This is a genomic window from Virgibacillus sediminis (assembly GCF_042643265.1).
GTDB classification, from domain to species: domain Bacteria; phylum Bacillota; class Bacilli; order Bacillales; family Amphibacillaceae; genus Virgibacillus_O; species Virgibacillus_O sediminis.
Genome location: NZ_JBHRRZ010000008.1, coordinates 86,193 through 104,309 on the forward strand (window position 1 = coordinate 86,193; position 18,117 = coordinate 104,309).

The 18,117-nt window shown below is 38.8% G+C and carries 18 protein-coding genes; 13 read left to right on the forward strand and 5 right to left on the reverse strand.

The window, feature by feature from the left end; all coding sequences use genetic code 11:
* Nucleotides 1–13 precede the first annotated feature (13 nt).
* The 5 genes from ACFODW_RS04605 to ACFODW_RS04625 all read left to right on the forward strand — a co-directional run bounded on the left by ACFODW_RS04605 (nt 14) and on the right by ACFODW_RS04625 (nt 4,794).
* A complete protein-coding gene (locus ACFODW_RS04605) occupies nt 14–304 on the forward strand; it encodes a hypothetical protein (RefSeq protein ID WP_390303652.1) in 291 nt (96 codons plus the stop codon).
* 122 nt (nt 305–426) lie between these two features.
* Complete coding sequence (locus tag ACFODW_RS04610; protein WP_390303655.1) at nt 427–1,002, forward strand: hypothetical protein; 576 nt, start codon at nt 427–429, stop codon at nt 1,000–1,002.
* A 142-nt stretch (nt 1,003–1,144) separates the two neighbouring features.
* A complete protein-coding gene (locus ACFODW_RS04615; RefSeq protein ID WP_390303657.1) occupies nt 1,145–2,035 on the forward strand; it encodes a DUF6744 family protein in 891 nt (296 codons plus the stop codon).
* A 115-nt stretch (nt 2,036–2,150) separates the two neighbouring features.
* Nucleotides 2,151–3,275 carry an AAA family ATPase gene (locus ACFODW_RS04620; RefSeq protein WP_390303660.1) on the forward strand — a complete coding sequence of 375 codons (1,125 nt, stop codon included), beginning with the start codon at nt 2,151–2,153 and terminating at the stop codon, nt 3,273–3,275.
* Nucleotides 3,276–3,348: 73 nt separating this feature from the next.
* Nucleotides 3,349–4,794 carry a vWA domain-containing protein gene (locus ACFODW_RS04625; RefSeq protein WP_390303663.1) on the forward strand — a complete coding sequence of 482 codons (1,446 nt, stop codon included), beginning with the start codon at nt 3,349–3,351 and terminating at the stop codon, nt 4,792–4,794.
* Between the two features lie 658 nt (nt 4,795–5,452).
* Here ACFODW_RS04625 and ACFODW_RS04630 read toward each other — a convergent pair.
* The 3 genes from ACFODW_RS04630 to ACFODW_RS04640 all read right to left on the reverse strand — a co-directional run bounded on the left by ACFODW_RS04630 (nt 5,453) and on the right by ACFODW_RS04640 (nt 6,910).
* Nucleotides 5,453–5,677, reverse strand: coding sequence for a hypothetical protein (locus ACFODW_RS04630; protein ID WP_390303666.1), 225 nt, complete (start codon nt 5,675–5,677; stop codon nt 5,453–5,455).
* 581 nt (nt 5,678–6,258) lie between these two features.
* Nucleotides 6,259–6,483 carry a hypothetical protein gene (locus ACFODW_RS04635; RefSeq protein ID WP_390303669.1) on the reverse strand — a complete coding sequence of 75 codons (225 nt, stop codon included), beginning with the start codon at nt 6,481–6,483 and terminating at the stop codon, nt 6,259–6,261.
* An 82-nt stretch (nt 6,484–6,565) separates the two neighbouring features.
* Nucleotides 6,566–6,910: an AbrB/MazE/SpoVT family DNA-binding domain-containing protein gene (locus ACFODW_RS04640; protein ID WP_390303672.1), complete on the reverse strand. Its 345-nt coding sequence runs from the start codon at nt 6,908–6,910 to the stop codon at nt 6,566–6,568.
* A gap of 224 nt (nt 6,911–7,134) precedes the next feature.
* Between ACFODW_RS04640 and ACFODW_RS04645 the strand changes: the two genes are divergently transcribed.
* Nucleotides 7,135–7,323, forward strand: coding sequence for a hypothetical protein (locus ACFODW_RS04645; RefSeq protein WP_390303675.1), 189 nt, complete (start codon nt 7,135–7,137; stop codon nt 7,321–7,323).
* 234 nt (nt 7,324–7,557) lie between these two features.
* On the opposite strand, the gene ACFODW_RS04650 is transcribed toward ACFODW_RS04645, so the two are convergent.
* Together ACFODW_RS04650 and ACFODW_RS04655 are read right to left on the reverse strand one after the other, a co-directional pair.
* Nucleotides 7,558–7,803, reverse strand: coding sequence for a hypothetical protein (locus ACFODW_RS04650; protein WP_390303678.1), 246 nt, complete (start codon nt 7,801–7,803; stop codon nt 7,558–7,560).
* Nucleotides 7,804–8,175: 372 nt separating this feature from the next.
* Entirely contained in the window at nt 8,176–8,412 is a 237-nt protein-coding gene (locus tag ACFODW_RS04655; protein ID WP_390303681.1) for a hypothetical protein, read from the reverse strand.
* A 255-nt stretch (nt 8,413–8,667) separates the two neighbouring features.
* Between ACFODW_RS04655 and ACFODW_RS04660 the strand changes: the two genes are divergently transcribed.
* The 7 genes from ACFODW_RS04660 (at nt 8,668) to putP (ending at nt 17,588) form a co-directional block, all read left to right on the forward strand.
* Nucleotides 8,668–8,793 carry a hypothetical protein gene (locus ACFODW_RS04660; protein WP_390303684.1) on the forward strand — a complete coding sequence of 42 codons (126 nt, stop codon included), beginning with the start codon at nt 8,668–8,670 and terminating at the stop codon, nt 8,791–8,793.
* Nucleotides 8,794–9,117: 324 nt separating this feature from the next.
* Entirely contained in the window at nt 9,118–10,182 is a 1,065-nt protein-coding gene (locus ACFODW_RS04665) for an ornithine cyclodeaminase family protein (protein WP_390303688.1), read from the forward strand.
* Between the two features lie 27 nt (nt 10,183–10,209).
* Entirely contained in the window at nt 10,210–11,127 is a 918-nt protein-coding gene (locus tag ACFODW_RS04670; RefSeq protein ID WP_390303691.1) for a proline dehydrogenase family protein, read from the forward strand.
* Nucleotides 11,128–11,143: 16 nt separating this feature from the next.
* Nucleotides 11,144–12,709 (forward strand): L-glutamate gamma-semialdehyde dehydrogenase, encoded by a 1,566-nt coding sequence (pruA, locus tag ACFODW_RS04675; RefSeq protein ID WP_390303694.1) that lies wholly within the window; start codon nt 11,144–11,146, stop codon nt 12,707–12,709.
* A 130-nt stretch (nt 12,710–12,839) separates the two neighbouring features.
* Nucleotides 12,840–13,877 (forward strand): proline racemase family protein, encoded by a 1,038-nt coding sequence (locus ACFODW_RS04680; RefSeq protein WP_390303697.1) that lies wholly within the window; start codon nt 12,840–12,842, stop codon nt 13,875–13,877.
* Between the two features lie 316 nt (nt 13,878–14,193).
* Nucleotides 14,194–15,756, forward strand: coding sequence for a BCCT family transporter (locus ACFODW_RS04685; RefSeq protein WP_390303700.1), 1,563 nt, complete (start codon nt 14,194–14,196; stop codon nt 15,754–15,756).
* A gap of 290 nt (nt 15,757–16,046) precedes the next feature.
* A complete protein-coding gene (gene putP / locus ACFODW_RS04690) occupies nt 16,047–17,588 on the forward strand; it encodes a sodium/proline symporter PutP (protein WP_390303703.1) in 1,542 nt (513 codons plus the stop codon).
* Nucleotides 17,589–18,117 lie beyond the last annotated feature (529 nt).

The following is an 18,117-nucleotide window of genomic DNA, read 5'->3' on the forward strand; positions in this document are numbered from 1 at the left end:
GGGGGAGAATGGAATGGTGAAGGATTTCCTGGTGGCAGTTACTCCAGAACTGGAAAACTATCTAAGGGAAGGAGAAGTCATCAGCCATGAAAACATGGTGGAGATGATAAAGACGGCAGTAAAGCATGCGGAAATAAGCTGTTTTATCGCTTTCCATAAACAGAAAGGAACCACACTGGTAACCGACGGGGATGGCAATGTCCTAGAGAGATTGTTGCTGTCCCTGCCGGAGAATATATGGCTGGTATTGGAAGAGACAGATGCTAATATCACTTGTGTGGCAATGCTGCCGCGAGAGTACTAGATGAGCACATAAATAAAAATCCCTGAAAGCATCTTTCCATCACAGAACAAGAAAAGGAAGGTGCTTTCTTTATTTCCAAAGTGGAAGAAAAAGTGATCGATAAAAGGAGGAGAAATAGGCGAATGGAACATATTCAACAACTATTGGAAGACAAATTCAATGTAGAATTAATAAGACTTTATGCCATCGGGGTAAAAGATAGAAATCTATTTTATAAAGATGCAGCAGTGACGGAAGAAAAAGATTCGTACATCTTGGTATTTCAACAATTCCCTTCCCTTAATACTTGGGACCAAGGAAATAAGAAGGTCTCTATCGATAGACACACAGGGGTTGTGCACGTTTATCACTATGATATTGATGGTGAAAATTGGAGTAAGGGGTGGTATAGTCTGATGCCTCAACTAACTATTGAACTGGATACCCTTATTGAAAAAATGCCCTCCCTAATTATGGAGGAACTCATAGAAGAAAATGAATGCTATAGAACAGAAACGAAAAGACTGAAAGATGAGAATAAGGAACTGAGCCAAATGTTGGAAGATTCTGGGGTCAGCTATAATAAAGAGAAAGTCACTTACTTCGCCAGTGGATTTGAAGCTGGTAAAAACCTTTATCGTATTCCCGTCATTTCAGGAATTAAGGTGAGTATTCTCAACAAACTTTCCTTTAATAACGGAAGGGAAGCTTCAAGCTAGGAAGAGGAAAGCACAGAGAAAATATGAAAGCTGAATAATAGGGCGGTTTAGGAACGTATTTTTGTTCAACTTTTGCTATAAGTTGAGGGAAATACGTTCCTTTACTTGTTAAAAATCTTTTCTGATGAAGGAGTGTTTAATAATGGCGGAGTTGGCTAATCTTGCAGTCGTTAAAAGTAAACATTCGGATCTTTTAGGTCATTTAATGTGGTACAGCGTGGGAAAGCAATTAATCCAAACGGACGAGCTGGAACGAAAGCTGAACGAGGCTGGATTGGACTTATGCTGGATGCCGAAAGCCATTCGCTCTCCGGACGCTTTCCGCCGTGCGACCAAGGAACTGGAACAGCGGAAGACCACCACTAATCCGGATGTGTATGAAAACGTTCTGGTACGGGAAGTCTTTTCGGATGCCACGACCGTCCAGCGGAATCTGGTCATCGAAAGCGTGGATCAGCATGGGAAGCGTCTGTCCTATGACGCAGAGGCGGCCATCATCACATTGGATAAGAAACAGGATAGGATTGCCTTGGTCGCACATCAAGAAGCAGCACAGGCGCTGTGTCAGGAAGCGGAAAGGAAATTCGATGTTTATAAAAACCATTATGCAGCCCAGCAAATCCGGGTCATGGTAAGTAAAATCCTACAATCCCTCGCACCTACACCGGTACGGAAGAATGGAGGCATCTACTTTGTCCCATCCTCCAAGACGGTGGACTTATCCAGTCTGGTACGTTTCATCTCTTCTCTGGAAAACAGTGAAGGCTACAAGATTCCGGTGATTGATACCACGGATAACCGTCAGATGGTAAATGACAAACTGGCGGAGCATCTGCAATCCGTTTTAGAAGGCTGCCGAAACCGAGAGGGACTGAAAAAAGGACAGGTCAAGGAATTGGTCGATGAAGCCAATACCGTCATAAAAAACTACCGAAATTATAAATCGATTGTGCAGGAGCAGTCTGAACAGATGGAGGAGACCATCCTGATGATTCGTTCGGAGATGAACCAACTCCTCAAGGGAATGGAGTAGAGGGTAAGCCACACTTGCTGGATAAATAAAAAAATGGTCTCCTTACGGGGGCCGGTAAGAAAACCAATAAGTAGAAACAGGTCATTACTTAAGATATAAGAAAGGATCGATTTATATGTCAAATAACCTGGAAAAGTTAAAAGAAATAAAGCATGCATTGAACACAAAGTATCTGGAACGGGAAACCCAGATTGAAGGGATGCTTGTGGCTCTGCTGGCCAAAGAACATCTCTTGCTCGTTGGCCCGCCGGGTACAGCCAAAAGCGCTCTGTCCAATGAACTATCCAACATGATAGAGGGAGCGAGCTATTTTCAATGGCTGCTGACCAAGTACACGACACCGGATGAAGTGTTCGGCGGCATCATGCTGAAAGAGATGGAACAGGGCATCTACAGGCATAATACAGCTTCCAAAATGCCCGAAGCACATCTGGTATTCCTAGATGAGATATTCAAGGGCAGCTCGGAAATCCTGAATTCCCTGCTGAAAGCGATCAATGAACGGACATTCGAAAACGGCCCCGATGAGATGGCCATGCCACTCATGACCTTAGTCGGTGCAAGCAACGAGTATCCGGAAGAAGATGAAGGGCTGGAGGCGTTATTCGATCGGTTTCTTCTCCGTTTCGAAGTGGATTACATCAAAGATCGCCAAAACCTGATTTCCATGATGAAAGGAACGGGAAAAGGGCAGAACATGCCTACGATAACGCTGGAAGAATTGGAAGGCCTGCAGTTTCTCCGTGAAATGGTGGATATCCCCGAAAATGTCTATGAAACATTGGCAGATATCTGGGAAGAGCTGAAGGACGAAGGGATACACCCGTCCGACAGGCGGTTGCAGCGTTCCTATTCTGCTCTGCAGGCGAAGGCGTTGATTGAACAGCGACAAATCGTTGAAGTAAAAGATATTCTGTTTCTGGAACATGCACTCTGGGAAAATGCGGATCAGCGGGAACAAGTGAGAGACATTGTCCGTCATCATGCGCAGGATGCGGTCGCTCATGCGTTGGAGGCGGTAGCCGAAGATGCCAAAGACATTATGGATGGCAGAGACAAGGATTCTTCTACCGAGTACGTGCTGGAAGCCACACAGAAAATGAAGTCACTGGCGAATGAAATCTCTAACCTGAAAACCAAGTATCCCGAGAGAGGGGATGAGTTGGAAGCAGCCCATGAAGAGTTAAAAAGAAATTTAGATGAACTGACCAATTCGGTGTTGGAGCCAATCGAAAGATAAAATCATAAGGAAACGGGGAGAAATGCCGAAGTGATAGACTTTGGCATTTTTCTTTATTCAAAAGGAGGGTACCATGAAGAATCAAACGTGGAACGGACAGGAGGCGGTGATTAATAGTGATAAGTTCGACAGACGGAGATTCCAGAAGCTTTATGATATGTCGCAGGGGTTACAGGATTTGAATGACTTTGATACCCCGTTCCCGACCTATCATGCTTTGTTGAATGATATCTGGGGTTCCCTGTATAAAATGAACCCCGAGTTAAAAGACAGGGAAGAAGTGACCGATGAATTTCAGACGAATCATGCCTTCATGCAGCGAATCGTGGAGGATGAGAACTTTAAGCGTTATCGGGAGACCACACGCCTGGATGACCTCTCATCGGCCATCGGCACGGTGCAGTTCGGGAGGAAGACTCGGGAATGGCTGGAACAGCAGAGGGAAGACAATGAAGCACTCGATCAGCATATGAGGGAACTCCAACACATGCAGAACCAACTGGAGAAACAGCGTCGAGACCATGGGGCTGGGAAGGAAAACCAGGACCTCCAAAAGGACTTGCAGCAGCAATTAGAGGAACTGCATAGCCATATTGAACAGGCATTGACCGGGGGCGAAAGAAGTTTTGAACAGGCAATGGAAGAGGCAATACAGGACACCAAAGATACCAAAGAGAATCTGAAGTCGTTGATTGGCGGTACAAAAGCCGGAAGCGGGGAAGCCGAATTAAAGAAGATGCCCCTCCGTGATCAACTGGAACTTGCTGATAATATGGCAGCCAACGCACAGATGAAAGAAATTGCAGAATGGGCGGGACGTTTCAAGCAGATAGCCCGTAAAAAACAAAAGTCGAAGCATGATAGGACAACCAGCAGGAGTGGCGTGACCTTGGGCAACAACCCGGAAAGGTTACTGTCATCCGAGCTTGCCCTGTATAAGAATGAATCCACCCGAATGGAATTCCTACGACGGTTTGCGCAACGTCGAACACGACAGCATGACACCAAAGGGAAGGACACGTTGGGACAGGGACCAATCATTCTCTGTCTGGATCAATCAGGCAGTATGAAGAACTTGGACACACAGTCCAAAGGGTTTGCCCTGGCTTTGATGAGCATTGCAAAGAAGCAGCATCGTGACTTTGCGTTCATTCCCTTTTCAGGTAGTGCTTATAAATATATTTTCAAGAGGGGAAGAATCAAAGGAAATGATATGGTAGAGGTCTGTGAAAACTTTCTCGGTGGCGGGACGAACTTTGAAGCTCCGTTAAGGAAGGGAACAGAAGTCATCCAAAGCAGCAGCTTCAAGAAAGCGGATATTGTCTTCGTTACAGACGGGGAAGCCCCTATCTCCAAAGAGTTTCTTCGGTATTTGGATGAGCAGAAGGAAGAAAAAGGTTTTCACGTGTTGACGCTTCTCCTCGGGTCGAGCAGTAAAAGCGTCCAAGCGTTTTCCGATAAGATGGTGCAGGTGAGAGACTTTACCGATGAGGGAAGTTTTACCGCATTTGAAATATAGGCTAAACATATAGACTCTGGAATACTTTCCGGGGTCTATTTTTTTTCGATTTAGCTATAATGCCCAATTTAATCATGTTTTTTGGTATACTAGCTACAGTGTAATAAGGCTTCCATGGGTGGCGAACTCACTCCCTTTGAAGAAAGGGGGTGATAGGATTGACGGTATTTGAGACACTAATCATCAGTATTTCGTTTGCATCTTTAATCGTAGCTGTACTGTCTTTTCATCAAAAAAAGTAACCACCCTATAGCCTGACGAGCTTTTTGGGGTAGTTACTTTACCAGGTAGTTACTTAAAATTGTGAGTCGCCCCTTTGGAGGGCTGTTACACTTAGGCCGTTTGGTGTTACCAGCACCAACCGGTCTTTTTAGTTTTATGATTTTCTACTCTCAGTATACCTCATTTTTGAAGAAGTTAAAACCTTTTATTCTGATTATACAACATTGAAGCAAGCCTAAGCGACTGATGAGACAGCGCAACATATACAGAATAAAGAAAAACAACTACCCATAGTAATGAGCTATTGAGTAGTTGCCAAAGTAAGAGGTGCGACATCCTATGAAGGAATTAGCACATGTAAGCATGGTGGTACAAGCCTACATCATCCAGCAGATATTATTACATACCCGTTCTTGGGAAAAGCAAAAACCTCTTTTTATTTTTTGCCAAGGTTATGATCTAACAATGCTGCAATCTCTTTAACCCCTTGTATTTCTTTATCAGTAAGGCGCTGCTTAACATCCTCAATTATTTCTTGTTCCGTCATCTCCGACGTTCTCTCATCATTTTTTAAAATCGCTTCCCTTAACCGGTCTTCAAATTCTAACCATTCTTCCCACTCTAGTTGTGCACGGGATCTAAAGGGAATGATGTCCGCCATACAATCACCCACTTCTTTAAGTATTATTTATTCCGTAAATCAATTTAGTTATATAATAGGATAAAATAGGCAGGCATACAACATAATTCGACATAATCTTCCAGAGCAAATTGGGTTTAAGAGGGCAAGGGGAAGGATATATTATTGTAGAAATGGTAAAGGATTGTCAAAGTACCTATTTAGGAAGTGGAAGTTCTTAAAAGAATAGGGAAGGATTAAAAAGTACTCAAATAAGACGAGATTTTTCCGCCAACCCCTTCTGACTGAGAGACAGCATGCCGGGGGAAGAGTAGTATGACGGATAATGTGATAGTATAGACCTTTATATCTTTATGGAGAGTGAGATGGTTGTAGATGGAGGAAATCATCAAAGAATTGGATTATTATTTTAGAACTTTAGAGGCCAAAATGGTGAAGTTGGAAGCGGATCTGGATTATATGCAGTCAGAGTGTAACGAAGTTCTTTCCAGGAAAAGTTCCCACTCAAAAAAAGAACCTCTTCAAAGAAGGAGCGGGTAGGGGGTCATCGAAGACAAAAAGAGACTGTTGGGTTTGGTAGACATCGATTAGTCTCTTCTGCATTAGTCAATTTTTCGTTTCCTCAGATATCCGTCTGGCGATTCCTCGACAAGCTCTTTCCATTTTAACTTTTCCATACTTCTTTTAATGTTCCACCTTATGGTTTCATGACCACCAAGTTGATCGATGGTAACCGCCTTGGGATAATTTTTATCCAATTGCACCAGGATGCTGACTTCCATCAAGGTTAATTTATAGTGTTTAGCAGCCTCCAAATAGTTTGCCATAAGCCCTCACTCGTTTAGTAGTTATTTTCTAGGTACATCATCGGCACCAGTGTTAAATATTATTCTATATAATAGCAGTACCTTATCGTTTTTTTAACATTAATTTATCATTGTTTATTATGAAAAGGGAAAACTTATCTCCTTTCTTTAGGTTCAGAAACCTTTGGACTTCAGCAGGGATCCGTATACCTCCTCTGCTATCCATTACCATTGTGTTTTCTCCTGAATTATTCTGATGTATTTTTTGTATGAAGACTTCACTGGGTTTACTCCTAAAACTGATGGACACTTCCTCATGTGATTTTAAATCAAGTGTCTCCCTAATCCTCTTCGGAATAGTAATCGAGTATCGTGTGGTTAATCTGCAAGTGGACTCGGTTTCGATATGCTCTCCTTCTTGTTGTAGGACGGACTCATAGTGTTCCATGGAAATTGACACCCCCTAAACTGGTATTAACTTTATTTCCTTAAATCTAAGTACCTCTACCCATTTTCGGTGGGGGATAAACTATATCTTGAATGTAGATAACTAACAATATCGCTATGAGTCTCGAGTCTCGATGTAGTCTACCCAATTATAATTCCATTGACAACGAATGATATATGGGCAGGCAACGAGAGCTATGCCGTATCCAGAAAAAGAATGGGGAGGTGACTTCCGATGAATGGAGAGAACTCTACCTTGGAATCTCGGGATTGGGAGACGAGTGGAATACAATAACTTACACCCCTTTTGGGGAACTTGAAATCAAGAAAAAAAAGGAAATTCCAAAAATAATTTCCAGGCCAAAGAAGCAGTTTATTTATTTAACAAAGAATAATCCTTTACCGACAAACTGACGATACCCCCAGATACTAACAATGGTGTGAGAAATGCCTAAGAGTAAAAATACCGTTGCGATCTCTTTATTGTCGGTGTTGGTGAGGGCAAATAAGGAATACCCCACCACCAGTCCTGCAATAACACTATTGAGTGACCAAAACAATCGTTTTAAAATACAAATTGACCCCCAATTAACATGCATACGAAAATGCATAAGCACAGATGACAGAACAAGCTACTCCGCCAATTGCTCACGTACCAACGATATTTGCCAAGCCGGTAATCTCTTTAATATCTTTTATTTCTTCTTCAGTAAGACGCTGCTTAACATCCTCAATTATTTCTTGTTCCGTCATTTCTGTAGGTTCCTTATTCAAAACCGCTTCTCTTAAGTAATAGTCTTCAAATTCTAACCATTCTTCCCACTCGGCCTGAGCTTGCTTCTTGCGTTCCTGTTCTAACTGAGCACGGGATTTAAAGGGAATGATATCTGCCATACAATCACCCACTTCTTTGAATTATTTATTCCGCAAAATAATTTAGTTATATATTAGAAAAGAATAGGAAGAAATACAACATAATTCGACATCAATTTTGAAGTTAAATTAATTTAATAGGATTAAGAATAGGATATTATTATACAGGGAAGATTCCAGCCTCTTCCCTCATCCACGGAGGATGTATGAAGTTGAATTTAGGAACTGCGTGGTTATTAGGTAAATCTTTCCCCATGAGCAAGAAAACAATTTATAATGCAGGTATTAATTCACGGAGAGCGACCTCATAATTGCCCTTTTTTTCATATGCACGAATGATGGAAGTTAAAGGCCCCTCGTCCTGTTGAACGAGAGGCCTTTAACTTTGTCACTTTAATCTTCAATTTTTAACACGCGGTCTTCCTCTCTGCCATAGCCGTCTATTTCTAAACGGTCCTTATAAACTTGGACAATGGAATATGAGTTACTATCTTCGGTTTTCACCATTCCTTGTAGAGTAACATAGTGAACGTCGTTTTTGAGAGCATAGTTCCCAGCATGATTATGTCCGTTGACATAGGCCACTACATTTCCTGCTGATTCTATAGTTGCAGTTATTGGTAATATCATGATTTTCACTGTTGGTGAAATAGTAGTTGCTATGAAAAATATAGGCCCATATAATATTCCGAAAATATTTATTAGGTACTTTTATTCCTTTTTTATAAAAAAAGGAATAAAAGTTATTGAAATAATAAAAAATTAGTGTTAATTTAAATAGTAAGAAATCAAACAATATTTAGTCTTAGTAAAATATTCCCTATTCATAAATAGATAAAGGGAAATTGAATTAATCCTAGGACTAGTAAAAAAAGGAGGATTGTTATGAAAAAATACTGGACTGCGATGTTCATGATAGGATTAGTTTTATTCTTTGTATCGCGTAGTTTAGAGGACTCTAAAGAATCATCCGAAGAAGAGCTTTTGGATAAACTTTTAGCGAATGCGTAACATCGTTTGAAAACGTTTTCGAATGATTCCCTGTAAGAGAATTAAATTCGGTTATTTAGAAAGGTCTCTTAAATTTAATAAACACCATATAAGGGAACGACCTAGACTTTCAGATTGTTGATTGGAAATCCATTCGTTAAACCGAGTAGTTTTAAAAGAATATTTGCAACAGGTAGTATGATTTTTTTAGTAATAAATTTTTTTAGTAATAACGGAATAAATATATTTTATTTTAAAAAAATGGTTTACTTTAAACCAAAAAGCTGTTAATCTTACTCATAAGATTTAGATTTTTGAAAAAATAAAATAAAGAGGTGGCATGTCTTGTTAAAAGAGACTGAGAGAAGTGTCCAAAGTAAGAAGGTAGGCTTTACTTATCTTTCCCAGGAAGAGTGTATTAAAGCGGGCGGTCTTGAAATGGAAGGAACTCTAGAGGCAATAGAAAAGTCATTTACTTTACATGCTGAAAATGATGTAGTTCAACCGTCCAAACCTGTTATAAGGTGGGGAGGGCCGGAGACAGAAGAAACTAGAGGAAGGATAATGACGATGCCTTCCTATCTGGGTGGGGATATTGATATTGCAGGAATGAAATGGATTCCAAGTATGCCAGAAAACCCAAAAAAGTTAGGGCAGCCTAGAGCATCAGCTATTATCATTCTTTCTGATCCTCATAACGGATTCCCACTTGCTATTATGGATGGAACAATTGTTAGTGCAATGAGAACCGGAGCGGCGACGGGGGTCGCTGCTAAGTATCTAGCTAATCCATCTTCCAATAGTATTGGAATTATTGGGGCTGGTGTTCAAAGCCAAACGCAATTAAAAGCATTGACAGAGACATTTAAGGATCAAATTGAAACAATCAAAGTATATGATCTAAATAAGGAAAAGGCTTACGCGTTTGCGAAATCAATGACTGCTGAACTTAATGTAAGCGTGTTCAGTGCAAAAAACGCCGAAGAAGCTATAAGGGATTCAGATATAGTCGTAACAGCAACAATGTCATCTTACCCATATGTGAAAGGTGAATGGTTAAAAGAAGGAGCATTTCATTCTGAAATTTCTTTCTGGGATACCGCTCCAAAAGAAGTAGTACATTACGACAAAGTAGTAGTGGATGATTTTGAACATGTAAAACACCATGGAGTAGATGTGAGCTACCGAGCAGTTCAAGAAGGATATTTGAAAGAAGAGGAGATAATAAATTTAGGAGATATAATTATTGGAAAGACCGAAGGGAGAAGAGATTTAAAGCAAAGAATTTTGTTTAACCCTATTGGAATGTCCATTCATGATATATCAGAAGCATATAGAGTTTATAAAAGTGCTAAAGAAAATGGGATAGGCAACGATATGACATTATGGGATCACCCATATTGGATATAGAAAATATTTAGAAGGGAGTGAGAAATGGTGTCAAAGGTACTAACAAACACTTTCAGTTCATTATCGAGAAATCAGATTGCGAACAAACTGGCGAAGAAGTATGGTTTAAAGTTTGGTGCTTCTAGATTTGTTGCGGGAGATAATATTTCTGATGCAGTAAAGCATGTAAGAGCTCTAAATAATAATGGAATGGCAGCTATGTTGAATTATTTGGGTGAATTTGTGACATCTGAAGAAGAAGCAGATCTAGCGACGGAAAATTGTATACGTACATTAGATGCTATTAATAAATATGGACTTGATTGTAATTTAACCGTGAAACCAACATCTTTAGGTTTAGATCTTGACAAGGAAGTTACACTTACTAACTTGAAAAAAATATTAGATGTGGCAAAAGAGTATGATAATTTTGTTAGGGTCGAAATGGAAGATTACAGTCACTGCCAAGTCACATTAGAAATCTTTAAAGAACTGAAAGCTGAATACGATAACGTTGGCACTGTATTGCAAGCGTATTTATATAGGACAGAAAAGGATATCGATGATCTAAATAGGTACAATGCTAATTTACGTCTAGTAAAGGGTGCTTATAATGAGCCGCCAAATATCGCATTTCCAAATAAGGCAGAGGTAGATGAGAGTTATGAAGCAATAATAAAAACTCATTTACTCAATGGTAATTATGCGGGAGTTGCTTCTCATGATCCGAAAATTATCAGAGAGGTAATTAAATTCACGAAAGAAAACAATATTTCAAAGGGTCAATTTGAATTCCAAATGCTTTATGGAATCAGGCCAGAATTACAAAGGAAGTTAGCTGAAAACGGCTATAAGATGAGGGTTTATGTACCATATGGAATAGATTGGTTTGGTTATTTTATGCGGAGGTTAGCAGAAAGGCCAGAGAACGTATCCTTTGTATTAAAAAACACTATTAAAAAATAACAGGAGGAGATTCATTATGAAAACAATTGAAAGAACATTCGAAACTTTTGTAAATGAACCGAATACAGACTTTGAAAAAGGAAGTGAAGTGAAGGCACTGCAGAGGGCGATTGCTAAAATTAAAAAAGACTTGCCACAGCAGTATCCACTGGTTATTGGCGGAGAAAGAATTTATACGGACGAAAAGATTCATTCTATTAACCCCGCAAAAAAAGACAAGGTAGTAGGTTATGCTAGTAAGGCAAATAAAGACCATGCAGAAAAGGCATTACAAGTAGCAACGGAAACGTTTAAGTCCTGGAAACAAACCACTGCTGAAGAACGAGCAGAGTATTTATTTAAAGCAGCAGATATTATGAGAGAACGTCGTCATGAATTCAGTGCTACTCTAATCCTAGAAGCTGGAAAAAATTATGAAGAAGCAGACGCTGAGGTATCTGAAGCGATTGATTTCTTAGAATTCTACGGAAGATCCGCGATAAAACTTGAAAGTGATAATCATGATGTGAAAAGCATAGAAGGAGAAAGAAACAGACTTAAATATGTTCCATTAGGTGTAGGGTTTATTATCCCACCTTGGAACTTCCCTCTAGCAATTTGCATTGGACTAACGGCTTCTGCGGTTGTTACTGGTAATACAACTTTATTAAAACCAGCTTCACTAACACCGGGTATTGCATATAAGTTTTTTGAAATCATTGAAGAAGCTGGTCTTCCAGATGGAGTTATTAATTTTGTTACTGGGGATTCGTCGGAGATTGGTGATTATCTTACAGGTCATCCAAAAACAAGATTCGTTAGTTTCACAGGATCTAAAGATGTTGGACTCCACATCAATGAGATTGTAGGAAGAACTGCAGAAGGGCAAATCTGGATTAAACGTTTAAATGCTGAAATGGGTGGAAAAGACGGTATCGTAATTGATGAGACTGCAGATTTAGAAGCTGCGGCACAAGCTATTATTGATTCCGGGTTTACCTTCCAAGGGCAGAAGTGTTCTGCAGGTTCACGAGTAGTGGTGGTAGAAAGCGTTTATGATGAATTGATTGAAAAAGTAGTGGATCGGGCAAAACAAATTACAGTTGGTAATGGTGAAGAAAATAATTTTGTAGGCCCAGTTATTGATCAAAAAGCATACAATAAAATCTTGGAGTATATTGAGATTGGTAAAAAAGAAGCGAAACTCGTATTAGGCGGCAATACGGGTGATGATGAAGGGTATTATATTGAACCAACCATCTTTATAGATGCAGAAAAAGATGATGTCATCATGCAAGAAGAAATTTTCGGACCGGTAATTGCCATAGCAAAAGCAAAAGACTGGGAAGAAGCCATTGATATTTATAATAGCACAGATTACGGTCTCACTGGTGGATTCTTCTCTTCCGAGCAATCAAGGATTGATCAAGCAGTAAATAAAATGCATTGTGGAAATTTATATATTAACAGAAATATTACTGGCGCACTAGTTGGAGTTCATCCATTCGGTGGATTTAACTTATCTGGTACGGACTCCAAAGCGGGTAGCTATGATTATTTGAAACTATTTAGCCAAGGTAAACTCTATACACAAAAGCTATAATATAAGTTTTGAATCTCCCTAGATATAACTTAGGGAGATTCTCCTTTAATTCTTTAAAAGCATATTCTCCACTATGAATAATTGAAAAAGATTTTAATCTAACAACAGCATAATTAGGGAGTGAGTGGTAGTGTATATAAGCGAGAAAATGAAAACAGAATCTAATAAAGGTATTATGAAGATTACAACCTTAGATACCCATACTGGCGGTGACCCTACAAGAATCGTTACCGATGGATTGCCTGAAATAATAGGGGATACTATGATAGAGAAAAAACGTTATTTAATTGATCATTACGACAACATTCGTACCAGTTTAATGCATGAGCCAAGAGGTCACCGTGATATGTTTGGAGCAATTTTATTAGAGCCTACTTCTCCAACTGCAGATATAGGTGTTGTTTTTATGGATACAGGCGGATATTTAAATATGTGTGGCCATGGGACCATCGGGGTGGTGACGGCAATAATTGAATCTGGGATTGTTGATAAATCAGGAAATGAGATTGAGTTAGTGTTGGATACACCGGCTGGGTTAGTAGAGATTAAAGCGAGAATGAAAGAGGATAAGGTAACAAGTGTATCATTGAAAAATGTCCCTTCCTTCTCTTGGATCAAAGATAAAAGAGTTACTATCTCCGGAATAGGAGAAATTCATGTAGACGTTTCTTTTGGTGGAAGTTTTTATGTTTTTGTAAATCCGAGAGAGTTGAATATAGATTTAATTCCTGCAAATGCTGATAGACTCAGAAGTTTAGGGATGCTGATTAAAGAAGAAGTAAATAAACAAATTCCAGTTCAACATCCAACGGTGGAGGATATCAATACAATAGATCTAGTTTTGTTTCTAGATAAATCTGATACAGAAGGAGTGAATACGAGAAATGTAGCGGTATTTGGAGAAAGTAATGTTGCACGTTCGGCATGCGGAACAGGGCTAAGTGCCCAAATGGCTGCTATCTATAATAGTAAGTTATCTCTGAATGAAACGTATGTAACAGAAAGCTTCATTGGTACAACGATGAGAGGTGTTTTAGTGGAAGAAGTTAAACTTGAAAATAAAGTAGGAGTCATACCAATTATAACAGGAGATGCAGTCGTAACTGGACAACATGAATTTTATATTGATAGGCGAGACTCATTGAGCAGAGGTTTTTTATTGGACTAACTTCTAAGTTGCTTAACATAAATTTTCCTAATATTTATATAGGTAGCCATATTGTTAAAATTAGTATATCCATAATTGGAACGGGCTGTTGAGAAAAATCTTGACAGCCTAATGTTAATCGCCTGTTCTCTTGAGAATTCCATTCCATATTTATTCTTCCTCGCGTCATGGAGAGTAGAGCTAAAATCCATTAAAAAACCTAAAATTAAAATTACAGATATGGGCTGCCGAATCATAATTCACCATTGCAATCGATATTACATTAGATTGTAAAATTATCACTGATGTAATTTCCATAAAGAGGAGTGAAGAATTAGTGAAAAAGAGTAATTCTATACTGTATATTTCATTAACATTGATTTTTTCTTTTGTAGTTTGGGGTCTAACTAGTCCAAAGAGTTTAGAAATGACTGTTAATACCATAGAGTCTTTTTTTACCAATCAATTTGGGTGGCTATATTTAATGGGAACTACTGGGTTTCTAGTCTTTTTACTTTATCTGGCTTTCAGCCGTTTTGGCTCTATCAAGTTAGGAAAAGATGATGAAAAGCCGGAGTTCAGTAAATTTACTTGGTTTGCCTTTTTATTTTCTGCAGGGACTGGTATTGGACTAGTGTTTTATGGTGTTGCAGAGCCTTTGATCCATTTTTCCAACCCTCCAGTTGAACCCTCCGACCAAGTTGATGCAGCAAATATAGCAATGAGATCAGCCTTTTTTCACTACGGATTACATGCATGGGCTATTTTTGGTACGGTTGCCTTAGCATCAGCCTATTTTAATTACCGAAAGAATACTACAGGTTTAATTAGCGGCATTTTTTATCCTATTTTTGGTGATCGAGTAAATGGACCTCTAGGGAAGATGATTGATATTTTAACAGTCTTAGCGACAACATTTGGAGTTGCTACAACCTTTGGATTCGGAACTGTTCAAATTGGAGGTGGTATTTCTCATTTGTTCCCCACTATTCCGAATTCTATTACCACTTATCTATGTATAATAGGATTCGCTACTGTGTTATATATCTTATCTTCTCAAACAGGCCTAAAGAGGGGCATTAAGTATTTCAGTCAAATAAATATGACTCTCTCCATTGTCTTATTACTATTTGTTTTTGTCATGGGGAATCCGCAATTTATTATGAGTTTGATTTCAAATAGTACAAGTGATTATCTTCAAAATTTAGTAGGAATGAGTTTGTTTGCAGGGTCTTTTAGTGAACAAAGTAGCCTTTGGGTCGAAGATTGGACTATATTTTATTGGGCTTGGTACATTTCTTGGGCTCCCTATGTTGGTTCATTTATTGCCCGTGTTTCTAAAGGGCGAACAATAAGAGAATTTGTATTAGGGGTTATTGCAGCTCCCACTGCCTTTGGGATTATTTGGTTTTCGACATTTGGAGGAACAGCATTATCATTCGACTTATTCTCTGAAGTTGGAATAAGTCAGGTAATGAATACTCAAGGAGTGGAATATGCCATCTTTGTGCTACTGGACCAATTTCCTTTAAGTTTTGCTTCATCTCTGCTGGCCATTGTGCTGTTATTTACCTACTTTATTGCATCAGCAGATTCAGCAACCTATGTGCTAGGTATCCAGACAACAGGGAATCTCAACCCTTCAAATAAGATTAAATTTATATGGGGAGTTATAGTATCTGGGGTAACTTCTTTATTACTATGGATAGGCGGTTTAAATGCCTTGCAGACAACATTAATGATTGTTGCTCTTCCCATTGTTATATTGATGATTTTGATGAACATATCTTTATTTAAATCATTAAAAGAAGAAGAAGAAGTCGCCAATAGTAATAACATCCGAAAGTTTGAGAAATCCAACAAGTCAGTGCCAGAACAAGTAGCATCTAAGTATAACTAAGAGACTTGCTACTCCAAGTAAAGAATAGGAAAAGGTCATAATCAGTAAAAATATAGTTTGCTTGTTCAAAACAAACTATGTTTTTACTGATAAATGAAAGCGTTTAAATATATAAAATTGAGAGTAGTTTATATTTAAGAAGGGGGAACCAAAATGGACTATTTTTTAACGATAGCGACCGTTTTCTGGGTGTTTGTTCCCATGTTGTTATGCGTTATTTCATCCTTAATATTTCTTAAAAAGGATTCGGGAAATGGCAAATCTAATAAATAGAAGGGGAGAATATACTTATGGGCGAACACATTTCTTTAATCGTCATGATTTTCTACTTCCTAGTTTTACTTTTAATAGGCTATTTAGCTTATCGTAAGACAAATGACTTTTCAGATTATATCTTAGGGGGGAGAAAATTAGGTCCCGTAGTTGGTGGAATTGCAACTGGCGCAAACGATATGAGTAGCTGGCTATTACTTGGGTTGCCAGGGGCAGTATATGTAAGTGGTATGTCGGGATCTTGGTTGGCTATCGGCCTTTGTATCGGAGCATATATTAATTGGCAATTTGTTGGGAAAAGATTGCGGGTCTATACACAGGTATCTAAAAACTCACTGACATTACCAGATTTTTTGGAGAATCGATTTGAAGATAAAGATAGAGTATTGAGAATGATCTCTTCATTATTTATCTTAGTTTTCTTTGCCTTTTATATTTCCTCCGGGTTAGTCGGAGGAGCTATTCTATTTGAAAGCATTTTTGATATTCCTTATTTGACAGCTTTAATAATCGGTTCCATTATTATTTGTGCGTATACATTTATTGGTGGCTTTTTCGCCGTAGCATGGACAGACTTTTTGCAGGGAACATTAATGTTTATTGCTTTGTTGATTGTTCCCGTAGTGGCCATTGCCACTATGGGCGGATGGAATTCTACAATGGATGCTGTTGGCAGCATTGATTTTGGCCATTTGGATATATTTTCAGGGACTACCTCGCTTGGAATTATCTCTTTATTGGCATGGGGGCTGGGGTATTTCGGACAGCCTCATGTAATTGTTCGTTTTATGTCAATGAAATCAACAAAGGATATTACTATAGGGACTACGATTTATACAACTTGGAATTTTCTTGCTTTGCTTGGGGCTATTTTCACCGGGTTTGTCGGAATCGCTTATTTTAATAGTAATCCATTAGAAAATTCAGAAACAGTTTTTATAGCATTTGCCCAGAATCTGTTTAATCCATGGATTTCCGGTTTCCTGTTGGTAGCTGTGTTATCAGCTATCATGAGTACAATCAGTTCACAACTTTTGGTATCGGCAACAGCTATCTCGGAGGATTTCTACAAAGGATTTATTAGAAAAAATGCCTCACAAAAAGAATTATTGATAGTAGTACGGCTAAGTGTTTTAGTGGTTTCCATTTTTGCGATTTTTTTGGCTTTGAATCCAGAGAGTTCCGTCTTAGGCTTGGTTGGTTATGCGTGGGCTGGGTTCGGTTCTGTTTTCGGTCCGGTTATCCTTTTAGCTTTATTTTGGAAGGGAACAACGAAAAATGGTGCGATGGCAGGGATGTTAATCGGAGGTCTGACTGTTATTTTCTGGAGTATCTTATCCACTCCTCCTGAAGGCATGGAGCAAAGTGCTGCCATAATCCCATTTGAGCTATACGAACTGGTTCCTGGATTTTTCTTATCCCTAATAGCCACCTTTGCATTCTCCAAAGTCGGCAGAAAACCAAGCAAGGAAATGCTCGAAGAGTTTGAGATGATGAAGAAGTACATTGGACCTAAGCCTGTAGACAGAGAAAAAGAAGATCTAAAGGTAGGTATATAAAGTGAAAAAAGGAAAGCACAATCCGGACTGGCCACTATGTGTATTGGGGTGGATAGGAAATTGCCATGGTAGTTGAAAATTACCCCATTATGCTATTTGAATTGTTAAATGGACGATTATTACTTTATATAATAAATTGGTAGAATGTGTTTAAATTTACTTAGGGGAAAAGGAGATTCTTATTAAGAATTGCCTTTTTTCTTTTTTTGTAAGACAACGTTTATGTTATATATTTACTAAGATGTACTAAGATTGAAACGCACGACAATACGTACCTCATAGAAACCTTGACTGAAGAGAATCGGGATTTATTTTTACGGATTATGGAGAAAGATGAGGAAATACAATTTGATGCCATTTTTTTCTGATTATAAACTATGTCATAAGGAGAAGTTTTAATGAATTTCCTATATCTTATTTCCTGAGCGATGTCACTATTAGGATAAATTTATACCTTTAAATGGAAGCCTTCATTTAAATGGATTAGTCTGTCGAAAACTGCTGAGGTGATCCTGATCACCCATTAATT

What these genes read in the sequence shown, in the direction of transcription:
- ACFODW_RS04605 (WP_390303652.1), top strand. Translation starts at nt 14, where the DNA reads ATGGTGAAGGATTTCCTGGTGGCAGTTACTCCAGAACTGGAAAACTAT.
- ACFODW_RS04610 (WP_390303655.1), top strand. Translation starts at nt 427, where the DNA reads ATGGAACATATTCAACAACTATTGGAAGACAAATTCAATGTAGAATTA.
- ACFODW_RS04615 (WP_390303657.1), top strand. Translation starts at nt 1,145, where the DNA reads ATGGCGGAGTTGGCTAATCTTGCAGTCGTTAAAAGTAAACATTCGGAT.
- ACFODW_RS04620 (WP_390303660.1), top strand. Translation starts at nt 2,151, where the DNA reads ATGTCAAATAACCTGGAAAAGTTAAAAGAAATAAAGCATGCATTGAAC.
- ACFODW_RS04625 (WP_390303663.1), top strand. Translation starts at nt 3,349, where the DNA reads ATGAAGAATCAAACGTGGAACGGACAGGAGGCGGTGATTAATAGTGAT.
- ACFODW_RS04630 (WP_390303666.1), bottom strand. Translation starts at nt 5,677, where the DNA reads ATGGCGGACATCATTCCCTTTAGATCCCGTGCACAACTAGAGTGGGAA.
- ACFODW_RS04635 (WP_390303669.1), bottom strand. Translation starts at nt 6,483, where the DNA reads ATGGCAAACTATTTGGAGGCTGCTAAACACTATAAATTAACCTTGATG.
- ACFODW_RS04640 (WP_390303672.1), bottom strand. Translation starts at nt 6,910, where the DNA reads ATGGAACACTATGAGTCCGTCCTACAACAAGAAGGAGAGCATATCGAA.
- ACFODW_RS04650 (WP_390303678.1), bottom strand. Translation starts at nt 7,803, where the DNA reads ATGGCAGATATCATTCCCTTTAAATCCCGTGCTCAGTTAGAACAGGAA.
- ACFODW_RS04655 (WP_390303681.1), bottom strand. Translation starts at nt 8,412, where the DNA reads ATGATATTACCAATAACTGCAACTATAGAATCAGCAGGAAATGTAGTG.
- ACFODW_RS04660 (WP_390303684.1), top strand. Translation starts at nt 8,668, where the DNA reads ATGAAAAAATACTGGACTGCGATGTTCATGATAGGATTAGTTTTATTC.
- pruA (WP_390303694.1), top strand. Translation starts at nt 11,144, where the DNA reads ATGAAAACAATTGAAAGAACATTCGAAACTTTTGTAAATGAACCGAAT.
- putP (WP_390303703.1), top strand. Translation starts at nt 16,047, where the DNA reads ATGGGCGAACACATTTCTTTAATCGTCATGATTTTCTACTTCCTAGTT.